The organism is Citrobacter sp. wls757 (assembly GCF_005280935.1).
Lineage (GTDB): Bacteria > Pseudomonadota > Gammaproteobacteria > Enterobacterales > Enterobacteriaceae > Citrobacter > Citrobacter portucalensis.
In genome coordinates this window covers 11,218-13,434 of the sequence record NZ_SZWU01000016.1, presented here as the reverse complement: position 1 = coordinate 13,434, position 2,217 = coordinate 11,218, and the positions used below count along the sequence as shown (strand labels likewise).

At 50.8% G+C, this 2,217-nt stretch carries 3 protein-coding genes; 1 reads left to right on the top strand and 2 read right to left on the bottom strand.

Features of this window, described 5'->3' with window-relative positions; genetic code table 11:
* Positions 1-49: 49 nt before the first annotated feature.
* Positions 50-886, top strand: a complete 837-nt coding sequence (locus FDW94_RS04335; RefSeq protein ID WP_048216255.1) for an ion transporter — start codon at positions 50-52, stop codon at positions 884-886.
* Positions 887-923: 37 nt separating this feature from the next.
* Here the strand turns inward: FDW94_RS04335 and FDW94_RS04330 are convergent, their stop codons facing one another.
* Both FDW94_RS04330 and cls read right to left on the bottom strand, forming a co-directional pair.
* The gene (locus FDW94_RS04330; RefSeq protein ID WP_003020691.1) at positions 924-1,253 is read right to left on the bottom strand and encodes an HI1450 family dsDNA-mimic protein; all 330 of its coding nucleotides are present in this window, start codon (positions 1,251-1,253) and stop codon (positions 924-926) included.
* A 34-nt stretch (positions 1,254-1,287) separates the two neighbouring features.
* Positions 1,288-2,217: cardiolipin synthase (gene cls / locus FDW94_RS23865; protein ID WP_249358300.1), on the bottom strand; the 930-nt coding region annotated here is incomplete at its 5' end.

Genomic DNA, 2,217 nt, shown 5'->3' with positions numbered 1-2,217 from the left:
ATAATCCTGAGGGCTGACAAAGGTCAGCCCTTTTTTTGGTGAGGTATCTGTGCCAGGTTTAGTCTCTTCTGTCCGCCGTGCGCTCTATCGCAAATTATTTGATTTAAATACCCGTTCAGGGCGTCGCTTTGAAGGTATGTGTGCGCTATTTGCCTTGCTCAGCGTTATCGTTATCTTCATTGAGTCCGGAGTAGGGACGCAATACCATTTAACCTTTGAGGAATGGCGCGTTTTTGTCTGGCTGGAGATCTTTATTACTCTGGTCTTCACCCTCGAATATCTTCTGCGCTTATGTTGCTGGGCTAACCCCGCTAAATATGTGTTCAGCTTCTGGGGGATAATTGACCTTGCCACCATTCTGCCTCTGTATGTGATGTGGCTATGGCCGGAAATCAGTCTGAGCTATGTTTTCGCCTGGCGAGCGATGCGTGTCCTGCGCGTCCTGCGTATTCTCAAGCTGCTGCGCTTTATGCCTTCTCTACGGGTGTTCTGGAATGCGTTAAAAAGCGCCCGACATCAGCTGATGCTGTTCTATTCCTTTATCGCCATCCTGATGGTGGTTTTTGGCGCGATGATGTATCTGATTGAAGGGCCAAAATATGGGTTTACTACGCTGAATGCGTCGGTGTATTGGGCGATTGTTACTGTAACCACCGTCGGCTATGGCGATATCACGCCGCACACACCGTTGGGGCGCATGGTGGCGTCTGTGCTTATCCTGATTGGTTACTCGGTGATTGCAATACCGACGGGATTGATTACCACGCACATGAGCAGTGCGTTCCAGCAGCGCGGGCACCAACGAAAATGTCCGCAGTGCCAGCAGACGCAGCACGAACATAGTGCGCAATTTTGTAACCGCTGTGGAAGTAAACTGCCGGGTTAAAAATGAAAAAAGCTGCGAGAGCAGCTTTTTTGTTTGATTATTCGCGCCAGAGAATATGGCAGAGCTTATGATCTTTTTCGCGACATAATAAAACGCGCGCGAAAATATCGTTAATCTCGCCGTCTTCTGTATCTGCCAGACCAATCACCACCTCGGCAAAGAAGTCAGGGTTCAGGTCAAAATCAACATGCTCCTGCCAGTCTTCTGCCGGATCGAACAACTCGGCACCGCCACGCTCTTCAAACTGCAAATTGAACAGAATGATGTCGGCTGGATCCAGATTGTCCGCAGCCAGTTCGAGAAAAATGTCATAAGCCTGCTCAAGCGTTTCGTCTTCGGTCAGGCGATTGTTCAAATCCATATCCATAATGACTACCTGTTTACTGTCTGATGGGCACGTTTTACAGCAACGGACTAAAGAAGTAAAACAGTCGCTCTGCTATCCGCTGCCAGAGTGGTCGTTTTACCCACAAACGGGCATCAAGCAGGCGGGAACGCGAAATATAATCATCCTGCACTGCCGCGAGATCGCCACCGAATCCGGCATCATCAATGACCAGCGTGATTTCAAAATTGAGCCACAGACTGCGCATATCCAGGTTAACCGTACCGACCAGGCTCAGCTCGCCATCGACCAGTACGCTCTTGGTGTGCAGCAAGCCACCTTCGAACTGATAAATTTTAACGCCAGCCGCCAGCAGTTCGGTGAAAAAGGCCCGGCTTGCCCAGCCAACCAGCAGGGAGTCATTTTTACGTGGAAGAATGATACTGACGTCAACCCCACGCTGTGCCGCCGTGCAGATCGCGTGCAACAGGTCGTCGCTGGGGACGAAGTAGGGGGTGGTCATAATTAAATATTCACGCGCTGAATAAGCAGCGGTTAGCAGCGCCTGATGAATCAAATCTTCAGGGAAACCAGGACCCGAGGCGATAGTGTGAATGGTGTGGCCGCTGGCCTGCTCAAACGGCATGATATTGACGTCCGGTGGCGGAGGCAAAATGCGCTTTCCGGTCTCAATTTCCCAGTCGCAGGAATAGACAATGCCCATAGCAGTGGCGACAGGACCTTCCATTCTCGCCATTAAATCAACCCATTGCCCGACGCCCGCATCTTGTTTGAAGAAACGCGGGTCGACCATGTTCATGCTGCCGGTATAAGCAATGTAGTTATCGATCATGATCATTTTGCGGTGCTGACGCAGGTCCATACGGCGTAAAAATACACGCATCAGGTTCACCTTCAGCGCTTCTACAACCTCGATACCTGCGTTACGCATCATCGCTGCCCAAGGGCTGCGGAAAAACGCCACGCTGCCTGCGGAATCCAACAT

Bases quoted from the DNA above. Each gene is read 5' to 3' on its own strand.
- FDW94_RS04330 (WP_003020691.1), bottom strand. From the start codon at position 1,253: ATGGATATGGATTTGAACAATCGCCTGACCGAAGACGAAACGCTTGAG.